Genomic DNA, 23,429 nt, shown 5'->3' with positions numbered 1-23,429 from the left:
TACTGTCCCTGTCATCGTTTCTTTCATCTATTGCACTTTGTTATGAAATTATATGCGAAACAGCGTGCCTGCGTCAAGCCAGTGAGTCTTCTTCTTCTCTGGCTGTCGCTTTTAATTCTGTTGAATCCAATTCATATTCAAGAAGGTGATCCCAATCATCTGTATTCAGCATATCAAGCTGTGCTTCGATCAGCATTTTGAATCTTGTCCTGAATACTTTAGATTGCTTCTTTAACTCTTCGATTTCCAAAGCGATTTTACGTGCTTTGGATAACGATTCGTTAATGATCCTGTCAGCGTTCTTTTCTGCTTCTTTGATGATCAGCTTAGCTTCCTTTTGTGCGTTGCGGCGGACTTCTTCGCCAGCTTCCTGTGCGATCACAATTGATTTATTCAATGTTTCTTCTATATTTGTAAAATGGCCAAGCCTTGAATTCATTTCATTCAGCTTTTCTTCAAGCTCTTTTTTCTCTCGGATAAGTAGTTCATAGTCCTTGATCACATTGTCAAGAAACTCATTTACTTCATCTTCATCATACCCGCGAAATCCCTTATTAAATTCTTTGTTGTGTATATCTAACGGCGTTAAAGGCATGACGCCACCTCCCATTAAGTTATAATCCTTTATGTACTTAAAGCTATGATTCGACAAATAAACTAAAAATCCTTCTTCTATACTATATAATTATTTTTTTCTCCCGGCAATAACTCGGTATTTATCTTTTTTTGTTTTTCCTTCAATTGTGATAATTTTTGCACGCCCATATCCTCGTGCGGAGATGACATCCCCTTCACCGCATTCAAATGCCGTATTTTCAATACCTGTCCAATTGACCTTTACCTGGCCGTGCTGGATGAGCAGCTGAGATTTTTGCCTTGATAGATTAAATAGAGCGGACATGACAGTATCAAGTCTCATCGAGGATACAGTGGTGGTCATTTCACTCCATTCCTCAGCAATTCCCACTGCCTTTTCAAGCGGGAGCTCGGACAAGGCAATCGAGGCTCTGCCAATCGATTCTAACTGTAAGCGGATATAATCGGCGACTTCCTCAGCTGCGAAGAACTGCACATCGTCTCCTTCAATGAGGATATCTCCAAATTTTCCACGTTTCAAACCGAGTGACATCAGGCTGCCTAAGACTTGACGGTGTTCAATATTCACAAACTTCTTTGCATAATTGATCCCAAATAGCTTCACCTGGAAATCCTCATCTTTAGCTTCCAGGTACTCTGGAAAAAGAAATGCCCGCTTTCTTTCGGTCCCCGGAGCGCCGCCGAACAGCTCCCATTTTACATCATGATGCTTCCCAATGACTGTGGCCAGGATCTGCTGTTCACGCGGATCAAGAAAATCAGTCAGTTTCGGAGCATAATTTTGCTCAACATATTCTTTCCAGTTAATCACCTGGTCAATAAATTCCCGTTCCTCTGGACGGAAATGCTGGTAGATACTCATTACAGTACTCCTTTTTGTTGCTTTGTTATAAAAACAAACAGGGTCTGATTCAGACCCTGCAAGATAAGAATTATCCTAATTAAAACCATGCAGCCAGCTGATATAAGCCTGAGACAGCAAAGCGCAATACAAGGAACGCAACGATTGGCGAAATATCAATCATACCGATTGAGGGAACAATCCTGCGGAAAGGCTCCAGGAATGGTTCGCAAATACGTGCTAAAAATTGTCCGATTGCCGTTTCCCTTGCATTAGGGAACCATGACATGAAAATATAAATAATCAGGGCCCACTGATAAAGACTGACTAATTGTGCTATTATGCCTATTACTAAATCCATCTAATCTACCACCTCGACTCTTGGTAATCCCGCTCCTGCATCAGTTCAGAAATATTCCCTGTTACTTCCACATTATCCGGGGTACATAAAAAGATATTCATGCCGATCCGCTGGATATCACCGCTGATCGCATAAACTGTTCCACTGAGGAAATCAACGATTCGCCTTGCCTGATCCTGTTCAATACGTTGAAGGTTCACAACGACTGCCCGCCGATTTTTCAAATGATCGGCAATATCCTGTGCTTCCGCATACATCCTAGGCTCCATCAGGATTACCTTGGATGATTTTTGCACACTCTGCAGGCTTACCACATTCTGCTTTTGCTGGACAGGCTGTTTATTGGGCTTGAAGGGTTCAGCTTCTTCCTCGAGCATTTCCTCATCATTATAGTCATATTCATCTTCCAGGAAAAAAAATGTCTTGATTTTTGATTTTAAGCTCATATTATTGCACCTCCGATTCATTGCCTACTAAGGCTGTGCCAATTCGCACCATAGTGGAACCTTCTCCAACCGCTATTTTAAAATCATTTGACATCCCCATTGACAACTCATTACATGGTGCATTTTCCAGCTGCAGCGCTTGTATTTCAACTTGGAGCTTTTTCAACGTCCTAAAGCAATCCCTGATGACCTGCTCGTCTTCAGTGTATGGAGCCATTGTCATCAATCCGCTTACTTCAATATTTTGATACTGTTCTAATTCTTGAACAAAACCAGTAACATCATCCGGCCTCAATCCATGCTTGCTCTCTTCTCCAGAGGCATTGACCTGAATCAGGCATTTCACCCTTGAATGGGCACGCTTATTGATTTCCTTTGCCAGCGAGAGCCTGTCCAGCGAGTGAATATATGTAACATGTTCGACGATGTTCTTTACTTTTCTTGTTTGCAATGACCCGATAAAATGCCAAACAGGCTTGTCCTGCAATTGGCTGATTTTTTGGAGCAATCCCTCATCCCTGTTTTCACCGAGATGGATTACACCGGCGTTGATCGCTTCTTGTGCCCTTTCAGGAGAAACATATTTCGTCACGGCGATGATTTTCACCTCGTCAGGGCTGCGGCCCACACCCTTACAGGCATCTGCTATTTGACTCTGGATAACCTCCAGATTTCCTTTTACGTTCATTATGGATGGCTATCCTCCTTCCAGCCGATATACGCCAACATGCGGCCAGCATTTCCCTTGTCCCGTCTATGCGAATAGAAATGCTCGCTATGGCAGCTTGTGCAATAATCGGTAACCTGTATATTCCCGTCTGCTACGCCTGCTTTTAACAGGACCTGTCGGTTCAATTCCTTTAAATCGAGAGAATATTGACCTTCACTAACTTGATTATATGGTAATTTATCGACACCATCTAGTATATTTTTCACTAAATTGATGACTCTCTCATCAACAATATAACATTTTTTGCATATTGATGGGCCAATTACGGCAGAAATATTTTCCGTTTTTGCTCCATTTTGCTGAAATTTGCTGATCATCTCGGCTGCGATGCCATGCACCGTACCCTTCCATCCAGCATGAGCGACTCCAATCAGCCTGGTCTCTGGTTCAATAAAATAAAGAGGTACGCAGTCTGCGTAACAAAGTGTCAAGAGGATTCCTTGCTCGTTTGTCAAAAAACCATCCGTTTCTGCAAAAGAAGAATCATAGTTCGTTGAACCTCTTCCTTGATCCAATTTTTCGACCCTGGCAATATGGATGTCATGAGTTTGTTCTGCTCCAACCCAGCCGGAGAGAGGGAATGCGATTTGATCGGCCAGCAGGCGACGATTTTCGCAAACCGCATTCTGTTCGTCTCCAACATGAAAACCGAAATTCAGACCGGTGAAAGCATCCTGATTACTTACACCGCCATTTTTTGTTGTGAACCCCACTTCAAGTCCAGGAAAAAATTCCATCCATTCTTTTATCACAAAGTATTCCTGACTTTTTAAGCTGAATGGCTCCATGGCTTTATACCTCACCTGTTTTTTGTCTAGTTTATCATATACAAGCCGCAGTACAACAGTATGACGGCCTTACTCATCACTTTCATTATGCTGCAGATACTCCCCGCTGTCTTTGTACCGGACCAAGATGACGTCCTCACCTATTTTCAGGATATTCCTCCAGGGAATGACAACTTCATCTTCCTTACCGAAGAATCCAAGCACCTTACCGGAACTTCCAATGACAACCGCTTCAATTTTACCCGTATTCAAATTGATCTCAAAATCCTCTATATTGCCAAGCCTTTTGCCATCCGAAACATTCACGACATCTTTAACTTGAAATTCTGTTACCTTAACCATACAGATCCCTCCGGATTTCACTTTGGTAGGTGTTAGCCCTTTTATAAATTATATGATGGGGAAACAGATGTATGATTTCTTCAGTCATTCCCTCTTTCAACGTAAGTGCCATGGTTAGGATTGTACCCCGTAAAAATGAAAAAGCTGCCCAAATAGGCAGCTTAACTTTGAATATTCTTATTCATTTGTTTGATCGCCGCTTTTTCGAGGCGGGACACCTGGGCTTGTGAGATGCCGATCTCATCAGCAACCTCCATTTGCGTCTTACCTTGGAAGAACCTCTTCCTTAAGATCAATTTTTCACGCTCATTCAAGCGTCTCATCCCTTCTTTCAGGGCAATTTCCTCTATCCAGTTCGTATCCTTATTTCGTTCATCACTTAGCTGGTCCATCACATAGATTGGATCACCGCCGTCATTATAAATCGGCTCGAACAAGGAGACGGGATCCTGGATGGCATCGAGGGCGAAAACGATTTCTTCGTGTGGCACTTCAAGTACCTTGGCAATTTCCTCTGCAGTCGGCTCCCTTGATGCTTCACTCATCAGCTTTTCTCGTACTTGGAGAGCCTTGTAAGCTATATCCCTTAATGAACGGGAAACTCTTATTGGATTATTGTCTCTTAAATAGCGTCTAATTTCGCCAATGATCATCGGGACGGCATAGGTGGAAAACTTAACATTTTGTCCGAGATCGAAATTATCGATGGATTTCATAAGGCCAATACATCCGACCTGGAATAGGTCGTCAACAAACTCGCCCCGGTTATTAAAACGCTGGATTACACTTAAAACAAGCCTCAGGTTCCCATTCACAAGTTTCTCTCTTGCTGTGATGTCACCGCTTTGCATTTCTCTGAACAATTTTCTCATTTCCTCGTTTTTTAGAACGGGAAGCTTTGATGTATCAACACCGCAAATTTCAACTTTGTTTCGTGTCAATCTTTTCCCTCCTCACAGGAGCTGCTGTCAAAAATCAGTATCTCCGCAAGAAGGAAAAATATGCACTATTTACCGGAAGCCTGGATTGGATTCAGGAAGAATACTCCAGTTAACCGCTGATTTATCACGGTTATCAAGAAGAAAAATATTTTCTTGAAAATTTTTCTGCTATACCATTTTATTGAATTCTTTACGTAAACGTTTGATGATTCTCTTTTCAAGACGTGAAATATAGGACTGTGAAATACCCAGCATATCCGCCACATCCTTCTGTGTCTTCTCCTCGCCGCTGCCAAGTCCAAAACGCAATTCCATGATTTGCTTTTCACGGTCGGAAAGCTGTTGCAGCGCTTTAACCAGCAGTTTTTTATCTACATTGGACTCAAGGTCCTTTGTGATTATATCATCATCTGTTCCAAGAACATCGGACAAAAGAAGTTCATTTCCATCCCAGTCAATATTCAGGGGCTCATCAAAGGAAACTTCTGAGCGAAGTTTATTATTCCTTCGCAGATACATGAGGATCTCATTTTCAATACATCTGGAAGCATAGGTTGCCAGCTTGATTTTCTTCTCAGGGTTAAAGGTATTCACCGCTTTAATCAAACCGATGGTTCCAATACTGATTAAATCTTCAATATTGATGCCTGTGTTTTCGAATTTGCGCGCGATGTAGACTACTAGTCTCAGATTCCTTTCAATCAAGATCGACCTCGCTGCTTTATCCCCATTTGGAAGTTTATTCAACAGCACTTCTTCTTCTTCTTTCGTTAAAGGAGGTGGCAACGCTTCGCTACCGCCGATATAATATATTTCATCTGTTTTCAAGCCTAGTTTCATTAATAATTTATACCAGTAATAGGATATCCGAAGCCGCAAATTTTTCATTGATTGTCCTCCTTCTAAATTATGTATTTCTGAGTATAGTAATATTAACTTACCTTCACACCCTGCTCTGTCTTTGACATTCCTGCCAGCATCTTAGGGTGAATAATGCATTGGAAACTGCCATCAGCCGATAATTCTTGAGCACTAAAAGATATCAATCCCTTCTTAGCAATAAAAGTACTTTCGTTTGTCGTGATCTTAATGTTGTCTGGTTGAAAGGCAATGATTAATTGATGTTCTTGTCCGACAACCTTACATGGTATAATTCTCATTCGATTTTCCAGCTGAGGCGAAAAATTTCCATCTCCTGTTAACACGCTGTCGGGATTTTCCGCAATCCTTTTGATTTCACTCGGCATATGATCCAAACAATTTGCAATGGATAAAATCATGACCGGCATTTTGGAAATAGGATCATAAAGTTGGTTGCCACTGTCGATTAGCCCTTTTACGCTGAAATCCATCTCCATGAACCTCACCTCCACATCTGCCAGTGATTCATACTGAATCTTGGTCATTTCGAATTGTTCAATATTTCTCTTCGAAAAATGCCAGGCGAGCGGGAAGCCGAGCAATACAAACAACCAGCTGATTGGATCGCCAAACCCTTTAATATGATTCATGGCTACATTCGATGCCAGGTCCATATCAAATTGGATAAAGTAATGCACCCCTGTCAAAGTTCCCCCCAACAGAAAGGTCGTTACATAAAAGGTCATGAGCGACTTAATGAAGAAACGGAATCTTTTATATCCAAAGACTGCCAGGACCATCATGATTGAAAAGATCAGCTTACCTACCGGGTGACCCGCAGCAGCATGAAACGGAGTAATACTTAATATAATGAGCAATGAACCAATAGCCCCTCCCAAAGCCAATCGCCAAATCTTAACCTGTCTTTTCAGGATAATGGCGGTCAGGTATAGAAGGAATGCATCAAATAATAGATTCAAAGCCCAGATGACATCCAGATAGACCTTCACCTCTCATCCTCCTAAGAAAAGCCCGGTGCGCTGAGCGAGATTCCAATATTCCGTTCACTGCAAAGGGTGCAAACATTCGATTTTTAAAGTGCTGACCCTTTTAAACTGCTGATGGTAACAAAAAAACAAACTGGGTCCAAGCGATCACCGCACAAGCGCACTTCCTATACGGTTTGCTTTTGCTCTATCATTCCGTTACGGAAAAGTATATCGTCATTGGCCTATGAAGTGTGTCACATTCTGGCAACAAAACAACAGAGATTTTCACTTTTACCTTCGGATTTTGTCAATTTTCAGATTTTTCTTCCAAAGATAAAAATGAAGCTGGTTTAATAGGAGGCCAATGTTTTTCTCAGACAGCCACGAAGAATTTTGTTTAATAGTTTATTGGACAACATAAAAAGGGCATAGCCGGTTCGGCTATGCCCTATAAAGTAAAATTTATCGTCTTCTGTTGCGATTGCGCAGGAATGTAGGAATATCAAGAGCATCGTCACCCTGTGGTGCCTGATTGCTTCTTGGTGCTTCCTGCTGAATTTCTTCACGTTTTGGCTGTTCACGCTTGATTGCACCCATTCCTGGTTTTTGCTGCCCCCCAAAACCAGGTCTTGTTGGCTTAGGCTGGATGACTTCCTCATTGAAGCCAGTCGCAATGACCGTAACAATGATTTCATCTTTCAGGTTTTCGTTGATAACGGAACCAAAGATCATGTTCACATCCTGATCTGAAGCAGAAGCGACAATATCAGCAGCTTCCTGAACTTCATAAAGGCTCAAATTCGTTCCGCCTGTTATGTTCATAAGGACACCCTGTGCTCCGTCAAGAGATGTTTCAAGCAATGGAGATGAAATCGCCTTTTTGGCTGCTTCAGTAGCACGATTTTCACCTGATGCAACACCAATACCCATCAAAGCGGATCCTTTGTTTGACATGATTGTCTTCACATCAGCAAAGTCTAGGTTGATCAGTCCTGGTGTAGCGATCAAGTCAGAAATCCCCTGAACACCCTGGCGAAGAACGTTATCCGCTTCACGGAAGGCTTCAAGCATCGGAGTGCTCTTATCAACGATCTCAAGCAAACGATCATTCGGAATGACGATCAGCGTATCTACTGCTTCCTTCATTGACGAAATTCCGCCGCCGGCTTGTCCAGCACGCTTGCGGCCTTCGAAAGTGAATGGACGTGTAACAACACCCACAGTCAAAGCACCAAGGTCTTTAGCAATTTGAGCGATTACAGGAGCTGCACCTGTACCAGTTCCTCCGCCCATGCCGGCAGTCACGAATACCATATCCGCACCTTTCAGCACTTCTTCAATCTGCTCTTTGCTTTCTTCTGCAGCCTTCTTCCCTACTTCAGGATTAGCTCCTGCACCAAGTCCACGCGTCAATTTCGCGCCGATTTGCATTCTGATTTCAGCTTTGGACAGGTTAAGCGCCTGTGCGTCTGTGTTGACCGCGATGAATTCCACACCTTGTACGCCGTGTTCGATCATTCGGTTAACCGCATTATTTCCGCCGCCGCCAACACCGATAACTTTTATAGTAGCAAGTGAATCTAAATTCGTATCAAATTCCAACATGACAAATCCTCCTAATTCGCCGATTTCCTGTTAGCTCTGATTATTCAAAAAAGTAGCCAAGAAATTTCTTCATTCTTGAGGTGACTTTTTCTTCAGGCTGTTTCTCAGGCTTCGATTTTGGATGCGGCTGTTTTTGAACTCTCTTTTCCTTCGGTTCGATTTCACTAAAAGCTGCTTCCATTTTCTTTCCTTTTAATTTCGCGTTCTTATATGCAAATTGGATTAATCCGACCGCTGTCGTGTACTGGGGTTCCCTTACACCAATATAATCCGGAATCGCAATTCTTACCCGGCTTTGAAAAATATCCTGGGCAAGTTCCAAAACTCCTTGCATATTTGCTGTTCCACCTGTTAGGACAAAACCGCCTGGCAAGTCCCTTATGTTCATCTGTTTCAACTCATCCTGGACAAGGGAGAAGATCTCTTCCATTCTTGCCTCGATGATATCGGCTACTTCCAGCTGATTGAACTGCTGCTGCTGGTCACTGCCAATAATTGAAACCTCGAATAATTCTTCTTCTGATGCATGGTCATAAAAGGCATGTCCATGCTTCAATTTCAATTTATCCGCTTCTTCAGTTGTGGTTCGCAAACCGATTGATAAGTCCTTAGTGATATGGTCTCCTCCAACCGGAATGACAGATGTACCTCTTAAGTGTCCATTCTCAAAGACAGCGACTGTAGAAGAACCGCCTCCGATATCAATCATAGCGACACCCATATTCTTTTCATCCTTTGAGAGTGCAAATGCACCCGCGGCTAAAGGCTGAAGGCCGATATCCACGATTTCAAGTCCCGCACGCTCAACACAACGAAGAGTATTATGTAAGATAGTCTTTGACCCTGTAATGATCGTACCTTCCATTTCAAGCCTAACACCGATCATGCCTCTTGGATCATTGATCTCATCAAGACCGTCCACGATAAATTGCTTTGGAATCACGTCTATTATCTCTCGCTCAGGCGGGATCGATACCACCTGTGCAGCATCAATGACTCTCGCTACGTCCTCATTTGTGATCTCGCGATTGTCGCTGGAAACTGCAACCACGCCATGACAAGGCAATAGGGAAACATGATTGCCAGTGACACCTACGATCACCTGGTTAATCTTTAAACCTATCATTCTCTCAGCTTGTTCAATTGCCCTTTTAATAGAATGAACGGTTTCATCTATATCAACAATAGAGCCCTTTCTTAACCCTTCGGACTTTACATTGCCAACACCAATTATATTTAAAGTGTCATTGACCATTTCCCCAATGATTACCTTCACACTGGATGTACCGATGTCAAGACTGACATATATATCATTGCTGTTCATTCTGTGGCACCTCCTTCAACAATTCCTAATGTTTGAACAACAATTCCTTGCCCTACTTAATTGCGTTTCATTTTTTAATTACATTACTTTATTCGTCACAATTAAATATTTCCCTTTTAAAATATCATTTTTTTTTCTACTTTTCACTTGTCGTTGACCATTTTGTCAATATTATTCTCCTGATGACGGCTATGTTCTGGAACAGCCTTACCCCAAAGGCAAAAACTGCTGCTAAGTACAAGTCTACACCAAGATGGACACCTAGAAAAGCTAAACTTGCTGCTAATACTATATTAAAAAAGAAACCAGAAACGAAAACTTTTTCATCATAAATATTTTGCAGCTGGGCGCGGATCCCGCCAAACAAAGTATCGAGGGCAGCAAGGATCGCGATAGATAAATAATTGGAATACTCTTCCGGAATTCGGATGTCGGTCAACAGCCCTATGATGACACCGATGACCAAACCCATGATTGGAAGCCACATTACCCGTTGCCTCCCCCTTTTTCAGTTTTAGCGGATTCCATATATCGGATCCTGATTGTATCCTGGTATCCAGGTACAACCAAATCGCCAACAGGCCTGTTAACCTTGACTTCCAGGTTATCAATGAAGAAGTCCTCGGCAACCGTGGATACTTTCATTCGATTATATAGCTTTTCCGCTGCATCACCATTTTCCGTAATCACATTCACTTCTATCGGAAAACGATTCAAGGAATGGCCATTGATTTTTGTCACCCTGTTAATATCACGGATGACCGTTGTATTAATGACCCTTTCGCCATCAACTGATACATGCTTGGCTCCGTAAATGTTCAATTCATTCAACAGCCTTTTGAGCATGTCCGGTGAAACGGATGGCGGGTTGTCCCCTTCGACAATAAGGCTGAAAGCAGGTTCAATCGAGAGTTTGATCCCTGGGCCTTTGACCTCTGTAAGTCCTGCTTCTTCCTTTAGTTCAGCGAGTGTTTCACGAAGTACTTCTTCCTTGCTTTGCTGCCTCTCAGTTTCATACTTAGCAAGTTTTTCTTCATTCGACCTGATTTCGAGAAGCAGCTTGGACTGTAACTCCTTCTCCTTCATTAAATCTTCTCGAAGCTGCCAAGTGTCACGGGTATCCCTGACTTCCGGTTCCTTAACGGTTTGAAACTGAATGGCGACCATTAAACCAATGATTGCAGCTATGATGCTGAAGCTGAAATTCTTAGGTCGGCCCAATGTCTTCACCTTGCTTTCTAAAAAACCAGTGCAGATCCTACACTGTTTATTCCATTATAATGGCCTGATCATTCACTTTCCGTTTCCTTCAATCATGCATTCGGAAATGAAAAATAATCATCATTTGCCCAAGATTGGATCGATCTTGATGTCTTCCTTTTGCTCCAAGGAAAAGACGATTTGGTCATTCACAAGCTGATCTTTTACCCCACCGGTAATATTAAGAGCGGAGGAAAGAACATCGGGGTCGCCAATAGCAGTAATTTCAAAGGGGGCAGGATGCTGGTAGCCATCAACCGTAATAACAGGGCCTGTACACAATATATAAGAATTGTGTGAGATGCGCTGACCATTCACAGCAATAGCTGCTGCTCCTGAAATGTACAGTTCATTGATCACCTTGAATACATGATGCTCGTGGACAAGATAATTATTGATATTCTTTTCATCAGGATCGTACTCTCCATCAGCTAGAGTTACTTTTACACCTTTGCCGCTGACCTTTACCTTTCCAAGATACATACGGTATTTTTCTGCGTCCTCAGCCATGTTAAAGAAAACCTGCGCTTCTTTGGAAAGACTGGCTTCAATTTCCCTTACCTTTTCCTGCTTGGCATTCAACTCTTTCTGAAGCTCACGATTTTTTTCTTCCTGTTGAATTAAATCGTTCCTCAGACTTAAGTGCTTCTCCCACTGCCTGTCCGTTAGCCCTTGACTTTTGTCGCTCTCATCTTGCGTGACACGAAATGAAAAAGCGACCATGAAGCCTAGCACCAGGAAAACAATCGAAAGAATGACACGGTTACTGTTCACTTTCTTTTTCAATTTCAACTTCCTCAGCTTCCTCTGCTTCATATGCTTTAAAATAAGATCCAACCTCAAGGTCGATTACACCCTTCTTAGAAGGGTCAAGCTGGCTGACAATTGATGGGTAATGTGACATTTTATCAGAAAAAGTCCTGAGCGTAGCATTCACTTCAAAACCATCATTCATATACAGCTTAATGAGATATTGGTCCGTTTTTATTGGCTGTGAGTGGATTTCAGAGATGGAATTCATGACAACATCAGGAAGTTCCTCTAATGAAGCTAGCATCTCATCCAGGACCTTCCCTTCCTTAAACCCAATTAAAATGGGCGCGTTGACAGGGATTTCATCCATTTGTTTCTCACCAAGGATGTTTCCATTTTCAAGGACCGGATAAAAATTCTTCCCCTTTGAGATGTAGGCTAATCTGCTATACTCTTTAAGCTCGATGTTAACCGTATTAGGCAGCTTGATTTTCACATCAGCTTCCTTGATCTCCTGGATTGATTCGAGTTTCTCCTTGATTTCAGCCTTGCTGATTTTCCACACATTTGAGTCAAAGCTGAGCCCGCTTTTTTCAACGATATATTCATATGAATAGGATTCATTTCCCGAAACAGTAATGTCCTTCACCTTGCTAAGCGGTGATTGAAAATAAATAACACCAGCTATTAACACGAAAAACATAGCGAGAAGCATGATAAGCCTACGATTGGCTTTCTTGCGCCTTTGATGTTTTAACTTTGGAATCCGGTCTTCAATTGAGACGATTTTCCTCTTGTCCATTTCAATCCCCTCTTTATCGGCTGAACCCATTTCCTAAAGAAAACTCCCAATTGTTGCTTCTAGCAGGATAAAGCCCTGGTAATAAAATTCTGTCAGATCAGGAGCTGCCCATGAAAATATTTTTGGTATGTACAGCAGCACAGTAATAAAAAAACAGTCAACGGCATGAGAATTTTGGCCATGCCGTATCTATTCGGTAAGCATCCTAATCTAATGAATTATTATATCACAGAAATTGACAGCTTGAACCTCTTTCCTGCTATTTCCGACCGATAATTTCTACCTCTGTCTCCATTTTCACACCATGTAAATCAAGGACTGTATCTTTTACATGCTGGATCAGACCGAGTACATCCTCTGCCTTTGCATTTCCTTTGTTCACAATGAAGTTGGCATGAAGCTCAGATATTTGCGCTCCGCCGATTTGATGGCCCTTTAAGCCAGACTTCTCAATTAAATTACCAGCATAATTTGGCAGGGGATTTCGGAATACGCTGCCACAGCTTGGAAAATTATATGGCTGGGTTTCTTTTCGGTAATCCTTGTTCTTTTGAAGCTCCGCGACAATTTCATCCTTATTGCCTTCTTTAAGCTGGAATATAGCTCCTACGACAATCCCAGGTCTCTCCTTCTGGAGTACCGATGTGCGATATGAAAATTCCATTTCATCATTAGATAGCCATTGAAGTGAGCCATCCTCAAAAAGCACATAGGCTTTCTCAAGAATTTGTGAAATATCCGACCCATGAGCTCCTGCGTTCATGTAAACTGCACCACCGATCGACCCAGGAATTCCGCCTGCGAATTCCAGTCCTGAAAGCCCTTTTCGGCTAATGGTGATGGCAAAGTTGACCAGTGAAAGGCCTCCGCCAGCCGTCACTCTTGTTCCGTCAATCTCCAAATCATCCAGACCGGAACCCAGTTTAATCACAACACCTTCAATGCCTTTATCTGAAACGAGCAGATTCGATCCTCTGCCGATTACGGTCCAATTAACATCCGAATCCTTAACAACCTCAACCGCTTTTCTTAGATTTTCTATTGATGAAGGTTCAACAAGTATGTCAGCAGGTCCGCCTATTTTCATCGATGTGTGGTTTGCGAGCGGTTCATTTTCTTTAACGGAACCGATGCTCATTTCTCTAAGTTTGCTAGCTAGATCCTTCATAATTACCTTCCTTTCACGATACAGCATTTTAAACATTTTATGCAGGTGCATGCCTATAGGCTACTTATTCGCCAATTCCTCCATCAGACGATACAGCCTCTGTGCAGCGTCAGGGATACCCAATTTTTTTGCGGCCTTCTTCATTTCTGCCAACTTCTCATCACGACCCAAAATCTGATCAATGCTTTCCACCAGTTTAGGTCCTGTAAGATCTTTCTCGAGCAGCAGCTTAGCTGCTCCATTCTCACTTAGTGCCCGGGCGTTTTTTTCTTGATGGTTGTCGGTAACATATGGGCTTGGAATCAATATGCTTGGAATACCCAATGAAGTCAGTTCAGCCAGTGTAGTCGCCCCTGCCCTAGCTACGGTTAAATCCACGCCGGATAATACCTCTGGCATATTGTGAATAAATGGTTTGATAATGACATTGTCAGGATTACCGACAAGTTCAACTTCCTTACGGACATCTTCAAAATGGACATCTCCCGTAACATATAAAACCTGGTATGGTTTGCCGCTTAATTCTGCCAGACTTTTTACGACTGCTTCATTAATTGGTCTTGCTCCCCTGCTTCCGCCAAAAACGAGAACAGTTGGGATTTTGAGTTTCAGGCCTGCAGACAATCTTCCTTTCACTCCATCCTGCCCCAATACCTCGGAGGCCCTGGGGTTACCAGTCAACACCACTTTTTGCTCAGGGAAAAATTGCCTTGCTTCCTCGAAGCAAATCGCAATCTTATCAACATAACGGCTCAGGAACTTATTCGTCAAACCAGGAACGCTGTTTTGTTCATGGACAATTGTTGGTATGCCCATTTTCGCAGCTGCATAGACCACTGGCCCGCAAACATAGCCACCAGTACCAATGACCACATCTGGTTTGAATTCCTTGAGCATTTTTTTGCTGTCTCGGACTCCTTTTAGGAATCTAAGGACCGTTTTTACATTCTCAAATGAAATCTTTCGTTTGAACCCTGTGATATGTATGGATTTAAAAGGGATGTTCTCCCGCGGCACAAGTTTGCTTTCAAGGCCTTTTTCTGTCCCTATGTAAAGAAACTCGACATTTTCATCACTTTTTTGAATTTCTCTTATTAGTGCCAGCGCAGGATAAATATGTCCACCTGTGCCGCCGCCGCTAACTGCAATCTTCATTTTCCACACCTCAGCAACTTATCTCTTTTTTTTATCACGTCTATCACCTATCCAACCCACACACCTGGATGGCCCGACGTTTGTGTAAGGAGCCCATAAAAAAAGGCACTCCCCGGTTTTACCCTATTCTACTATATTCTAAACTTAAGAACAGTTTTTAAGGATATTGTTATTTAAATGTAATATAGCATGAAGGCAGCCATATTCCTAACATATTCATAGAACCTGTCTGAATTTCTGACTCCTTTTCAAATCAAAACTCACAAACGGAAAAGTCATCAAAAACAAAAGACCCTGTTTGGCAGGGTCTTTTGTTTTTGTAATATTTAATATCTAGAATGGCGACTTATATTCAGCAGCACTCCGACGGCCATTAGCATCAAAGTCAGGGATGAACCGCCGTAACTGAGGAACGGGAGAGTGATTCCAGTAACAGGCATAAGACCGGTTACAACTCCGATGTTAATCATCACCTGGATGGCAATCATTGCGATAATCCCTGTCGCAAGAAAGGTTCCGAATAAATCGGGAGCTCCCAGGGCAATCCTTATTCCCCTCCAAAGCAGGAGCGAGAATAATAAAAGAATCAATGAACCGCCAATGAACCCTAGTTCCTCAGCAAGAATCGCAAAGATAAAATCCGTTTGCGGCTCAGGCAGGTAAAAGAATTTTTGCCTGCTCTGTCCAAGACCCAGGCCGAACAATCCACCTGGTCCGATCGCATAAAGCGATTGAATCATTTGGAAGCCACTTCCGAGCGGGTCCTGCCATGGGTCCAGGAACGAAGTAATCCGCTTCATCCGGTACGGAGCGGAAATGATCAGTCCGACAAAACCCGCTACCCCCAACAGCCCAAGACCGACAAAATGACTGATCCTGGCACCTGAAATAAAAATCATGACCACGGAAGTCCCCACCATTACTGTTCCTGTACCTAAATCCGGCTGCAGCATGATCAATCCAAACGCGAGAAAAACAAGCCCTAAAGAAGGAAAAAGTCCTTGCTTGAATGATGTGATCGCCTTCTGGTTCTCCGATAAAAACTTCGCCAGGAAGGCAATCATCGCGATTTTCATGAACTCTGATGGCTGTACAGAGAAGGCTCCGACTCCAATCCAGCTCCTCGACCCATTCCGCACATTGCCAATTCCAGGAATCAACACAAGGATCAGAAGGACAAAACAAATAATCAATATGACCTTTGCCCAAGTCCTCCATGTCCAGTAATCTATATTCATGATAAAGAACATAGCGATGATCCCAACGCCAGCAAACAGCATTTGCCGCTTGGCAAAAAAGAAAGAATCATTAAACTTATAGTCCGCCCAGACAGCACTGGCACTGTAGACCATAATCAAACCCACTGCCAAAAGCGTAAAAGTTACTATTAACAGGAATATGTCTGGAGTCGTTTTTTTCGTTGGCAAAGCAATACACCTCGGCTGTATGATTTAGGGCTCATATGCCGCTTCCCATCCAGCCTGCAATGAGGCCAAGCAACCTGAGTCATGTTGTTCAAGACAAGCCCTTACTTAAGCTTATGCACGGCCTCGATAAACATGTCTCCTCTGACCTCAAAAGTTTTGTACTGATCCCAGCTTGCGCAAGCAGGAGAAAGCAGGATGACATCACCCGGTTCTGAATGTTCAAATGCAACGGGCACGGCCTTTTCCACATTATCGGCCCTTAAAATCGTTTTTATTCCTGCATCCCGTCCAGCCTGTCCAACTTTTTCAGCTGTTTCACCAAAAGTAATCAGTGTCTTCACATTTTTCAGAGCTGGAATGAGCTCATCAAATGCATTGCCTCTGTCAAGACCGCCGGCCAGCAAAACTATTGGAGCTTCGAAAGCCGCAAGCGCATTCTCAGTCGCTAAAATATTGGTTGCCTTTGAGTCATTATAAAATTTTCGCTCATCGATCGTATCGACATACTGGAGCCTATGACGAACACCAGCAAAGGTGGTAAGCACTTTCTGGATAGCATCTTTGTCCGCGCCTGAAAGAAGTGTCGCGGCTACGGCCGATAAAATATTCTCCAGATTATGTTTGCCGGGCAAAACGATGTCCTTCGTTTCTATAATCTTCTCCCCGTTAAAGCAAACCCAGCCATCCATCACATAAGCACCGCTTTCCAGGACCTTTTTCGTTGAAAAAGGAACAATCTGCGCTCTTGAATTCCGGGCAATTTCCATGACTTCTTCCTGATCCGCATTGACAATCAGGAAGTCTTCCTCTGTCTGGTTCTTTGTGATAAGAGCCTTAGCTCCAATATACTCTTTCCTCGTCCCATGATAATCAAGGTGTGCATCATACAGGTTTGTAATGATGGCAATCCGAGGTTTAAACTGGTCGATCCCCATCAATTGAAAAGAAGACAGTTCAATCACGATGGTGTTTTCTGAAGTTGCTTCCTGTGCTACACCTGATGCAACCGTACCGATATTTCCTGCAATCAATGGATGCTTATCCCCTGCCTCGAGCATTTCGAAAATGAGAGTGGTCGTTGTCGTTTTTCCGTTAGTACCTGTTATACCTACAAGTGGTGCTTCAGAAATCTGGTAAGCCAATTCCACCTCAGTAATAATCGGGATTTCCTTTTCAATCGCTTTTTCAATCATAGGATTAAAGTACGGAATCCCCGGATTCTTAACGACCAGTTCAAAACCTTCGTCCATCAATTCGATTGGGTGGCTTCCACAAACAACCTTGATTCCCTGCTCAAGCAATCCTTGTGCTTCTGGGTTTTCATCGAGAGGCTTGCTGTCATTGACCGTCACGAATGCACCTAATTTATGTAGTAGAGCCGCGGCGCTGACTCCACTCTTGGCAAGGCCAAGTACAAGTATTTTTTTATGTTGATATGTTTTGATATTTTTCATTAGATCCACACCTCAATATAAATTCCTAGGATCGCAAACAGCAAGCCGACAGTCCAGAATGTGACGACAACTCGCCATTCTGACCAGCCAATCAACTCATAGTGATGGTGAAGAGGACTCATCCTGAAAATCCTTTTGCCGGTCGTTTTGAATGAAATAACCTGCAGGATCACAGATAATGTTTCAATTACAAAAATACCACCAATGATAATCAGGATGATTTCAAGCTTCGCAAGGATAGCCACAGTTGCGATCGCACCTCCAAGAGCGAGCGAACCTGTGTCTCCCATGAACACTTTCGCTGGATGGGCATTAAATACAAGGAATCCTAAAACAGCCCCCACGACTGCGACCGAAAAAATCGATAATTCATATTGAGATTGGCTCCAGGCAAGTACAGCAAATGCACCAAATGCAATGGCAGCCGTACCGGAAACCAGCCCGTCAAGCCCGTCCGTCAGGTTAACAGCATTTGAAAACCCGACCATCCAGAAAATAATGAAAAGGGCATAACCCCACCCTAGATCAAAAGAGATATCCGTTAAAGGAATGCTGATTTCTGTTGAGAATTCACTCTGCTTGAATATGAAATAAAAAATGACGGAAATAATAATCTGGCCCATAAGCTTTTGTTTTGAGGTCAAGCCAAGGTTCCGCTTCATGACAACCTTGATGAAGTCATCCATAAAGCCAAGCAAGCCAAATCCCAAAGTAACAAATAACAATAGATATGTTTCCACTGATGGCTGTGAGAACTTTCCTGTCATCACAAGTGTCGTGATTGTGATTGAAATCAAGATCATGACTCCGCCCATCGTTGGCGTGCCTGTTTTTTTCTGATGCGATTTCGGCCCTTCTTCTCTGATGCTCTGACCGAATTTAAGCCTTCTCAAAAAAGGAATAAACACTGGAGAAAGCAGGACTGTGATTAGGAAACCCATTAATATTGTGAAAAAGATAACTTGCTCCAGCATTCTATTCCTCACCTGCCTTATTCAGATTGCCGCCAAGACTATTGATGTTTTCAGCCATCACAGCTATATCATATGTTTCATCAACTTCATTAAGAAGTGCTTTGTTATGGAAAATGAATTTAGTTCTTTCCTTTATGTCTTCGTTCTGTGTTAAGTAGTTATAGTATAAGTTCATGATTATCTCTAAGCCTTTCAAATTATCTAGTGTGTAAAAAATCGGGAAGTGGTTTGGTGCGTAGGCAGGCACCTTCTCGCCCTCAGGCCAGACAGCTGCCACTGCACCATTCGATATCGCTTCCTGCAAAGTACCGGAATCAGTCGATAGCGGGACAAAAAGCCCTTTAGACTGTTTCTCGCCAGCTAGACTGCTTACAGCGTGAAAGCGTATATTCTCATCCCTTATTCCAGTTGCTCTTGAAAACAGACTTGAAACATCCTGGTATGTCAGCATATTACCTCTCCTCTATCGCCTCGCGTGCCACAATCCGGTCATCAAAGTCAAAGGTCCTGTCACCAATTTGCTGGTATGTTTCATGACCCTTTCCAGCAATCAGGATGACATCTCCCGACTTCGCCATTTTCACGGCATGCTGGATTGCTTCCTTCCTGTCGATAATCGAAGAATAAACTTCTCCTTTTACCCCATCTTCCATATCCTTGATGATTTCTGCCGGATCCTCACTTCTTGGGTTATCTGAGGTAAAGATAGCATCAGTAGAATATTCACAAGCGATTTTAGCCATCAGCGGACGTTTTGTACGGTCACGGTCGCCACCGCAGCCAACTACACAAAAAATCCTATTCTGGGCAAACTGCTGTACTGTCTTCAGGACATTCTCGAGGCTGTCCGGAGTATGGGCGTAGTCAACAATGACTGAGAAATCCTGGCCTGCATCGACTAATTCAAACCTTCCAGAAACACCTTTAACGCTTTCTACAGAGGCGATGATATCATCTAAAGGCAAGCCAGAAACAAGGGCTGCACCTATGCTGGCAAGTACATTATAGATGCTGAACTTGCCGATCAACTGGATGTTTACCTTTTTTACGCCAAAAGGACTGACCAAATCAAATGATGTCCCGCTAGCTGTCATCGCAATGTTGATTGCCTGCAAATCAGCATGGTTATCAATGCCGTAAGTTAAGATATGGGCAGTTGTCAGCATGGCGTATTCCTCACTCGCCGGATCATCTGAATTCAGTACGGCAAATTTCGGATTTCCATGGTCGAATGCATTTCCGAGCTGCGAAAACAGAAGCCCTTTCGCTTTCCTGTATTCTTCCATTGTCTTGTGGTAATCCAAGTGGTCCTGCGTCAGGTTCGTGAAAACTGCAACATTGTAATCTGTCCCATGGACACGGCCATATACCAACGCATGCGAGGATACCTCCATCACAGCTGTATCAACCTGTTCATCAACCATTCTCTTGAACGTTTTTTGAAGGGTCAGGCTCTCGGGCGTTGTATTCTTCACTTCAAAGATTTGCTCACCGATCTTTGTGTACATTGTTCCAATCAGTCCGGTCTTTTGCCCTGCATCCTTGAAAATCTGTTCAATAATAAGGCTGGTCGTGGTTTTTCCGTTTGTACCTGTAATTCCAACCATATGGAGCTTCTGGCTAGGCTGACCGTAAAATGCATCAGCAAGTACTGCCATAGCCCTTACCGTATCCTTAACAACTATTACAGGGACATTCACAGGCAGTTCCCTTTCGGCCAAAACGGCTGCTGCTCCATTTTTCACAGCTGAGCCTGCGAAATCATGACCATCAACTGTATAACCTTTTATGCATATGAATAAACTCCCGGGAGTCACTCTGCGGTTATCATTTTCAATTGAAGTAATTTCGGGATTTTCTCCCTTGTAATCCACGAATGGGTGCAAGTAACCAATCAATTCGTGTAATTTCATAAATATCAAATCCTCTCAAACAACATGGCGACTCTTATTTTACATGATTAGGCTGAAATTAGCCATTGTGGAGATAAAAAGAACAAGCCCTTTTTACATACATAGTAAAAGCATCGGCCAACAGCCTAAAACAGGCGGCGGATATTATCCTGCCGCCGCCTGAACACCTAAGCTTTCTTTTTTAAGCATCTTCGTTAATCGTTCATATAAACCCTGATGGTTGAACCTTCCTTGATTTTCACTCCTGGTGAAGGAAGCTGTTTCACAACTTTCTCTCCATCGCCGGCAATATCTAATTTGAAGTTGATCAATTGCTCCCGGAGTTCCTGTTTGGATAAGCCAATCAGGTCAGGGACTTCCACCATTGGTGTATCAAGCCATGTCAATTCTTTTTCAATCTGATCTTTCCGAGGGGGAACCTCCATCGCACGCAGGCTGTCTTCCATGATATCCCCAACAATAGGTGCTGCCACAACCCCACCAAACTGTACTGTACCTTTCGGGTTATCTACCGCCACATAAATAACAATTTGCGGGTCATCTGCAGGGGCAAAACCTATGAAGGAAACGATATGGTTATTCTCGAGGTAGCGGCCATCCTTCGCCTTCTGGGCAGTACCGGTCTTGCCGCCAACCCTGTAAGAGTCAACATAAGCATTTTTTCCTGAACCTTTAGCTACTACACTCTCAAGGGCATGCCTTATTTCTTTAGAAGTTTCCTCAGAAATCACCCTTCTTTTTGCTTGTGGTGATTTCTTCATCACGACTTCACCAGTAACAGGGTCTATCAATTCCTTAGCAATATATGGTGTATAAAGTATTCCACCATTCACTGCTGCTGAAACCGCAGCAACCTGCTGGATCGGCGTGACAGAAACACCCTGACCGAAAGCGGTGGTTGCTTGTTCAATCGGACCGACTCTGTCCAGATTGAACAAGATTCCTTTTCCTTCTCCCTGAAGGTCAATGCCTGTCTTCTCACCAAATCCGAAGTCTTTCACATATTTAAAAAGTTTTTCTTTTCCTAGTCTGTCACCGAGTTCAACGAAACCTGGGTTGCAGGAATTCTCGACCACTTCAAGGAAGGACTGGCTTCCGTGTCCACCCTTTTTCCAGCAGCGAATTCTCGCACCGGCCACTTCAACAGAGCCAGAGTCATGGAAATGATCTTTTTCAAGATCGACCTTCCCCTCCTGGAGTGCCGCTGCGAGGGTCACAATTTTAAAAGTGGACCCCGGCTCATAGGTGCTCCAGATCGGCAAGTTACGGTTATACACTTCAGGTGCCACATTACGGAAGTTAGCCGGGTCGAAATCCGGCCTGCTTGACATTGCCAGGATTTCCCCATTATTCGGATTCATGGCAATGGCAATGATACCATCAGGATTGTATTTGGCCTGGGCAATATCCAGTTCCCTCTCAACGATGGTCTGTACCCTGCTGTCGATTGTCAGCTTTAAATCAAGCCCGTCCACAGGAGGTTCATAGTCATCCGCCATATTGTTCATCCGCTGCTGTTTAGCATCCGCATAAAACTGGACCGATCCCTTTTCCCCTTTCAATTCTTTATCATAATAGAGTTCGAGCCCCATCAAACCTTGATTATCGATTCCCGCAAACCCTAACACATGGGAAAGATAGCTTCCATAAGGATAATGTCGCTTTGAATCCTCACCAATGTACACACCCTTGATATCTAATGCCCTTATTTCCTTAGCCTTCTCGTGGGATATTTTCCTTCCCTCGGGAATTCTCTCAATCATTGCTCTTTTCGTGATATGTTGATAGGCCTTTTCTTTAGACATATTCAAGGCTTTCGCCAATATTTCTGCAGCAGCTTCAGGATCCTTTACTTGGCGCGGCACGACGTAGACAGTAGGCGCACTGATATTAGTCGCCAGCGCCACTCCATTCCTGTCCGTTATCTCCCCCCGCTGCGGTTCAAAGGGAACGTTCCTGCTCCATGAATCCTTTGCTTTACCTGTCAAGAAATCTCCCAGCATAAACTGCACATAGCCGAGCCGGACATCTATGATCAAAAACACCAAAATACCAATTACCAAAACAAGAGCCAGCCTTTTTCTGACCGTCACATTTGAAACACGCATATATAGAAAAACCTCCCCTATTGTCATTCCAACAGTAAACTAAGATCCTCTTAGACACTCGTTCAAATATATGCTTGTACGAATCCGAATATAACAAGAAGTAGAGACAAGCTGAGGATTGTTCAGGGGAGAGGATCAGGGTGTGATTTAGTTTGAGGAATGTTTCATGTGGGGATTCACGAAACCGAGACTAACTTGGACAAGGCGAGGGGCTTTGTCGCCATTTTATCCGGACCTGGTGATGTTTCAGACACCTTTGTTGAAAATCAACGCGATCTTTTCCGAACCTGAGGTTACTTCGGATAACTTTGTTGGAAATTAGTGCAATCTTGTCCGAACCTGAGGTTACTTCGGACAGCTTTGTGGGAAATCAGTGCAATCTTGTCCGAACACAGGGTTACTTCTGACAGCTTTAACGAGAATCAACGCATTCTTGTCCGAACATGGAGTTATTTCGGACAGCTTTATGGAAAATCAGTGCAATCTTGTCCGAACCTGGGGTTACTTCGGACAGCTTTGTGGAAAATTAGTGCAATCTTGTCCGAACCTGGGGCTACTTCGGACAGCTTTAACGAGAATCAACGCAATCT

General features: G+C 43.2%; 24 protein-coding genes and 1 other annotated feature (1 of these 25 running past the window's edge). All 24 genes read right to left on the bottom strand.

Annotated features, from left to right (window positions below; all coding sequences use genetic code 11):
* Window positions 1–24 (bottom strand) — a binding site (T-box leader); it reaches 216 nt to the left of the window's first position.
* A 49-nt stretch (window positions 25–73) separates the two neighbouring features.
* The 24 genes from AB5I83_RS15630 to AB5I83_RS15515 all read right to left on the bottom strand — a co-directional run bounded on the left by AB5I83_RS15630 (window position 74) and on the right by AB5I83_RS15515 (window position 22,839).
* A complete protein-coding gene (locus AB5I83_RS15630) occupies window positions 74–595 on the bottom strand; it encodes a DivIVA domain-containing protein (RefSeq protein ID WP_167831813.1) in 522 nt (173 codons plus the stop codon).
* 90 nt (window positions 596–685) lie between these two features.
* On the bottom strand, window positions 686–1,459 hold the full coding sequence (locus AB5I83_RS15625) for a YlmH family RNA-binding protein (protein WP_448976514.1): 774 nt from the start codon (window positions 1,457–1,459) through the stop codon (window positions 686–688).
* Window positions 1,460–1,538: 79 nt separating this feature from the next.
* Entirely contained in the window at window positions 1,539–1,799 is a 261-nt protein-coding gene (locus AB5I83_RS15620) for a YggT family protein (protein ID WP_167831815.1), read from the bottom strand.
* Between the two features lie 5 nt (window positions 1,800–1,804).
* Entirely contained in the window at window positions 1,805–2,245 is a 441-nt protein-coding gene (locus AB5I83_RS15615) for a cell division protein SepF (protein WP_041966012.1), read from the bottom strand.
* Window position 2,246: 1 nt separating this feature from the next.
* Entirely contained in the window at window positions 2,247–2,933 is a 687-nt protein-coding gene (locus AB5I83_RS15610) for a YggS family pyridoxal phosphate-dependent enzyme (RefSeq protein ID WP_448976511.1), read from the bottom strand.
* Window positions 2,933–3,763, bottom strand: a complete 831-nt coding sequence (gene pgeF, locus AB5I83_RS15605; RefSeq protein ID WP_448976509.1) for a peptidoglycan editing factor PgeF — start codon at window positions 3,761–3,763, stop codon at window positions 2,933–2,935. Before pgeF ends, AB5I83_RS15610 begins: the two co-directional genes overlap by 1 nt.
* 69 nt (window positions 3,764–3,832) lie before the next feature.
* Complete coding sequence (locus AB5I83_RS15600; protein ID WP_167831818.1) at window positions 3,833–4,105, bottom strand: YlmC/YmxH family sporulation protein; 273 nt, start codon at window positions 4,103–4,105, stop codon at window positions 3,833–3,835.
* Between the two features lie 161 nt (window positions 4,106–4,266).
* Window positions 4,267–5,046 carry an RNA polymerase sporulation sigma factor SigG gene (sigG, locus tag AB5I83_RS15595; RefSeq protein ID WP_144474803.1) on the bottom strand — a complete coding sequence of 260 codons (780 nt, stop codon included), beginning with the start codon at window positions 5,044–5,046 and terminating at the stop codon, window positions 4,267–4,269.
* Window positions 5,047–5,214: 168 nt separating this feature from the next.
* Window positions 5,215–5,934 (bottom strand): RNA polymerase sporulation sigma factor SigE, encoded by a 720-nt coding sequence (gene sigE, locus AB5I83_RS15590; RefSeq protein ID WP_041966016.1) that lies wholly within the window; start codon window positions 5,932–5,934, stop codon window positions 5,215–5,217.
* Between the two features lie 44 nt (window positions 5,935–5,978).
* A complete protein-coding gene (spoIIGA, locus tag AB5I83_RS15585; protein ID WP_448976506.1) occupies window positions 5,979–6,917 on the bottom strand; it encodes a sigma-E processing peptidase SpoIIGA in 939 nt (312 codons plus the stop codon).
* 441 nt (window positions 6,918–7,358) lie between these two features.
* Window positions 7,359–8,501 (bottom strand): cell division protein FtsZ, encoded by a 1,143-nt coding sequence (gene ftsZ / locus AB5I83_RS15580; protein ID WP_448976504.1) that lies wholly within the window; start codon window positions 8,499–8,501, stop codon window positions 7,359–7,361.
* Between the two features lie 40 nt (window positions 8,502–8,541).
* Complete coding sequence (ftsA, locus tag AB5I83_RS15575) at window positions 8,542–9,825, bottom strand: cell division protein FtsA (protein ID WP_448976502.1); 1,284 nt, start codon at window positions 9,823–9,825, stop codon at window positions 8,542–8,544.
* A 136-nt stretch (window positions 9,826–9,961) separates the two neighbouring features.
* Window positions 9,962–10,312 carry a small basic family protein gene (locus tag AB5I83_RS15570; protein ID WP_023614986.1) on the bottom strand — a complete coding sequence of 117 codons (351 nt, stop codon included), beginning with the start codon at window positions 10,310–10,312 and terminating at the stop codon, window positions 9,962–9,964.
* Window positions 10,312–11,046, bottom strand: coding sequence for a DUF881 domain-containing protein (locus tag AB5I83_RS15565; RefSeq protein WP_448976500.1), 735 nt, complete (start codon window positions 11,044–11,046; stop codon window positions 10,312–10,314). Before AB5I83_RS15565 ends, AB5I83_RS15570 begins: the two co-directional genes overlap by 1 nt.
* A 120-nt stretch (window positions 11,047–11,166) precedes the next feature.
* Window positions 11,167–11,901, bottom strand: a complete 735-nt coding sequence (locus AB5I83_RS15560) for a DUF881 domain-containing protein (RefSeq protein WP_167831971.1) — start codon at window positions 11,899–11,901, stop codon at window positions 11,167–11,169.
* Entirely contained in the window at window positions 11,849–12,640 is a 792-nt protein-coding gene (locus AB5I83_RS15555) for a cell division protein FtsQ/DivIB (RefSeq protein WP_448976498.1), read from the bottom strand. Before AB5I83_RS15555 ends, AB5I83_RS15560 begins: the two co-directional genes overlap by 53 nt.
* A 259-nt stretch (window positions 12,641–12,899) precedes the next feature.
* Complete coding sequence (murB, locus tag AB5I83_RS15550) at window positions 12,900–13,808, bottom strand: UDP-N-acetylmuramate dehydrogenase (RefSeq protein WP_448976496.1); 909 nt, start codon at window positions 13,806–13,808, stop codon at window positions 12,900–12,902.
* A 60-nt stretch (window positions 13,809–13,868) separates the two neighbouring features.
* Window positions 13,869–14,963 (bottom strand): undecaprenyldiphospho-muramoylpentapeptide beta-N-acetylglucosaminyltransferase, encoded by a 1,095-nt coding sequence (murG, locus tag AB5I83_RS15545; RefSeq protein WP_448976494.1) that lies wholly within the window; start codon window positions 14,961–14,963, stop codon window positions 13,869–13,871.
* A 326-nt stretch (window positions 14,964–15,289) separates the two neighbouring features.
* The gene (gene spoVE, locus AB5I83_RS15540) at window positions 15,290–16,390 is read right to left on the bottom strand and encodes a stage V sporulation protein E (protein WP_167831825.1); all 1,101 of its coding nucleotides are present in this window, start codon (window positions 16,388–16,390) and stop codon (window positions 15,290–15,292) included.
* Window positions 16,391–16,491: 101 nt separating this feature from the next.
* Window positions 16,492–17,844: a UDP-N-acetylmuramoyl-L-alanine--D-glutamate ligase gene (murD, locus tag AB5I83_RS15535; RefSeq protein ID WP_448976492.1), complete on the bottom strand. Its 1,353-nt coding sequence runs from the start codon at window positions 17,842–17,844 to the stop codon at window positions 16,492–16,494.
* Window positions 17,844–18,818: a phospho-N-acetylmuramoyl-pentapeptide-transferase gene (gene mraY / locus AB5I83_RS15530; RefSeq protein ID WP_167831827.1), complete on the bottom strand. Its 975-nt coding sequence runs from the start codon at window positions 18,816–18,818 to the stop codon at window positions 17,844–17,846. Before mraY ends, murD begins: the two co-directional genes overlap by 1 nt.
* A 1-nt stretch (window position 18,819) precedes the next feature.
* Window positions 18,820–19,269 carry a hypothetical protein gene (locus tag AB5I83_RS15525; protein ID WP_448976490.1) on the bottom strand — a complete coding sequence of 150 codons (450 nt, stop codon included), beginning with the start codon at window positions 19,267–19,269 and terminating at the stop codon, window positions 18,820–18,822.
* 1 nt (window position 19,270) lies between these two features.
* Window positions 19,271–20,731: a UDP-N-acetylmuramoyl-L-alanyl-D-glutamate--2,6-diaminopimelate ligase gene (locus AB5I83_RS15520; protein WP_448976488.1), complete on the bottom strand. Its 1,461-nt coding sequence runs from the start codon at window positions 20,729–20,731 to the stop codon at window positions 19,271–19,273.
* Window positions 20,732–20,925: 194 nt separating this feature from the next.
* The gene (locus tag AB5I83_RS15515; RefSeq protein ID WP_448976486.1) at window positions 20,926–22,839 is read right to left on the bottom strand and encodes a stage V sporulation protein D; all 1,914 of its coding nucleotides are present in this window, start codon (window positions 22,837–22,839) and stop codon (window positions 20,926–20,928) included.
* Window positions 22,840–23,429 lie beyond the last annotated feature (590 nt).

The organism is Mesobacillus sp. LC4 (assembly GCF_053543455.1).
Note: the sequence above shows the minus strand (reverse complement) of the source record. Positions and strands in the feature narration are given on the sequence as shown.